This window comes from Trichocoleus sp. FACHB-46, assembly GCF_014695385.1.
Taxonomy (GTDB): domain Bacteria; phylum Cyanobacteriota; class Cyanobacteriia; order FACHB-46; family FACHB-46; genus Trichocoleus.
Genome location: NZ_JACJOD010000018.1, coordinates 1 through 2,327, shown reverse-complemented (window position 1 = coordinate 2,327; position 2,327 = coordinate 1). Strand labels below are relative to the sequence as shown.

At 46.5% G+C, this 2,327-nt stretch carries 3 protein-coding genes; 1 reads left to right on the top strand and 2 read right to left on the bottom strand.

The genetic code is table 11. The annotated features are described in order from the left end of the window. Positions 1 to 200 (top strand): DUF4177 domain-containing protein (locus H6F72_RS11875; protein ID WP_190435264.1); only part of this gene is annotated, 200 nt, incomplete at its 5' end. 165 nt (positions 201 to 365) lie between these two features. Here H6F72_RS11875 and H6F72_RS11870 read toward each other — a convergent pair. Beyond that, positions 366 to 1,082 carry a DUF5673 domain-containing protein gene (locus H6F72_RS11870; RefSeq protein ID WP_190435260.1) on the bottom strand — a complete coding sequence of 239 codons (717 nt, stop codon included), beginning with the start codon at positions 1,080 to 1,082 and terminating at the stop codon, positions 366 to 368. Positions 1,083 to 1,568: 486 nt separating this feature from the next. Next, the coding region (locus tag H6F72_RS11865) for a polysaccharide deacetylase family protein (RefSeq protein WP_190435256.1) at positions 1,569 to 2,327 on the bottom strand (759 nt) is incomplete at its 5' end.

Sequence of the window (2,327 nt, the reverse complement as noted above, 5' to 3'; positions counted from 1 at the left end):
GTGAGTGGGAATATAAAACGATTAAGTTCTTTGCTCAAGGAACATTCGGGGCCGGGAAGATTAACGAAATAGAACTTGAGGATGTACTGAATGAAGCGGGAGCTAGAGGCTGGGAGTTAGTGACAATTCTTCCTGGCACACGTGCTAATGGGGAGCTGTGGGATTTTGTAGCAGTACTCAAGCGGGAGGTTATTTCATAGTTTGCAGCGCAATCGCCCGCTTGATGTAAGATTCCCTCTCTCCCTCAGCCTCCTTTCCCGAATGCCAATCTCAGCTCAGCCCATAACAAGTCTTATCAGAGGCTGCGATCGCTTTTACCAAACCTGCGTATGAATTTAAATATCGTGTTAACTGGAACAACAGAACTATAGTCTCTTGCCTACCAATCGCTCGGCTAAAATACGGCTTACCACCTCTTGATGGTTTGCAGGAATAGCTAGGCTCGCAAAGCTGGGCAATAGAGGAAAGCGCGGTTTGAATCGAATTGTCAGCACATTTGATTTATCTGTTTCCCAAGTGTACGAATTTATTCTCTGCCATCGCATGAGTGAATGCACGAGACAAATACCGTTCTCTCTAAACTCAAGTTTGTTTAAGCCTACAGCAATAGTAAAACCAGCAATTGACCACCAAAGGACGAGCCTAGATATCTCTAGGTACAGGCTACTATATTCCGGGCTTCTAGTTAAGGTTGACGTAAAAAATAACCATGTCTGAAAAACTACCAATGCCACCTGAAGCAAGCCAATCCAGAATAGAAATTTGCTCTGTGGAGTTCTTCCTACATCTGCTAGTAAAGAACCAGCTTCTTGCTTTCTAAAAAACCAACTCATCCACCAGGCACTAATCGAAACAGCATATAAGATGTGGAAGCTGACCCAACCATAGCGTCCTAGTTGTTCAACTACAAAGAAAAGGGCGAATCCAGATAATGGCAGCCAAAATAAAAACAAAGGAGTTGCAGAGCGCGAATTTCTACGGGCGGCTTCGGGTCCTACCATTTTTTCTTCTGTCAGGTAGCCAAACCAGAGTGAACCCACTATAACTACAAAAAAGATTAACAGTACCCAAAACCACTCCATAACCTTTCTCTCAACTCAAGAAATTTTGGCATAACTCCACATAGCAATAATAGGAGATTGCCAAGATTGATAACCCAGCAACCCTGACCCTGAAACTTTCTACCCAAATATCTTTTGCTTAGAATCTATGCTTGATCAGCATTTCAGTCACTAGACGCAGATACCCCAAGATCGGTGTCAATTACCTAAAGACACCACAGCTGCGATCGCGCCCACCCAATCTGCGTATGAACCCAAATATTTTGTTAATGACACCTGAAGGCTGAATCGAGAACGAGGGCGAGCACTCGATCTCAGACTAGACATAGCTTTTTGACGATTATTCTACTTGTAAAGACAGATGTGACAATGCATAGGGGCAAGGGACGCTCGCACTGGAGTTGGGCTGGACCGCTCCTCAAAATTTGAACAAATTTATGATGAGGATCGATGAAATAAGCAGGTGCGGCTTGGAGAACCGCCAGGACATAAGCAGGTGTTTGCAGTTCACTTGCACTGCGCGGAAGAAGGACCGCTCCAAGCTTGAGGCATCACTTTTTCCAGCTGAGATTTTTCAAAGCGAGCCAAACTCAACAAGTCCGGTGACTGGTTCGCAAAGCGCTCTGTCGGCACGGCATAAGCGATCGCGGCAAGATAGTTGGCATTCGCAACGGCTCGCTTGACTCTAGCATCATAAAGACCATAGGGATAAGTAAAGTACTGCACCGAGCGAGCCAGTCTCGATTCCAGAATTTTCTTTGAGTCGGCAACTTCTTGGACCAACTGTTGATGAGAGAGCTTGGTGAGCACAGGGTGAGTTTTGCTATGAGATGCAATCGTCACGAGCGGATCATTGGCCATCGTTCTGAGCTCTTGCCAGCTCACGTGAGTCCGACCCGCATTCACCCCCACCGAACTGGTGTGAATCGAGAATACAGCTGGGTACCCATATTCCTTCAAGAGTGGATAGGCGTACTGATAGTGCCCTCCATAGCCATCGTCGAACGTCAGTAAAATCGATTTCTTAGGTAAAGGGCTACCGGTGCGCAGATGAGCCATCAATTGAGCGAGGCTAATGGGGGTCATCTGGTTCGACTTCAGCTGCTCAAAGTGCTGTCTTAGTTCGTTAGGCGTTAAGTCATACGCCACTTTCTTGGCTGGCAGAATGTCGTGATACATCATGATGGGCACTCTTGCCTGCAAAGCATTGGGATGCAGTTTGGGGAAGGGTGCAACAGATGCGGCTGGAACGTTTGCAGGACAGGT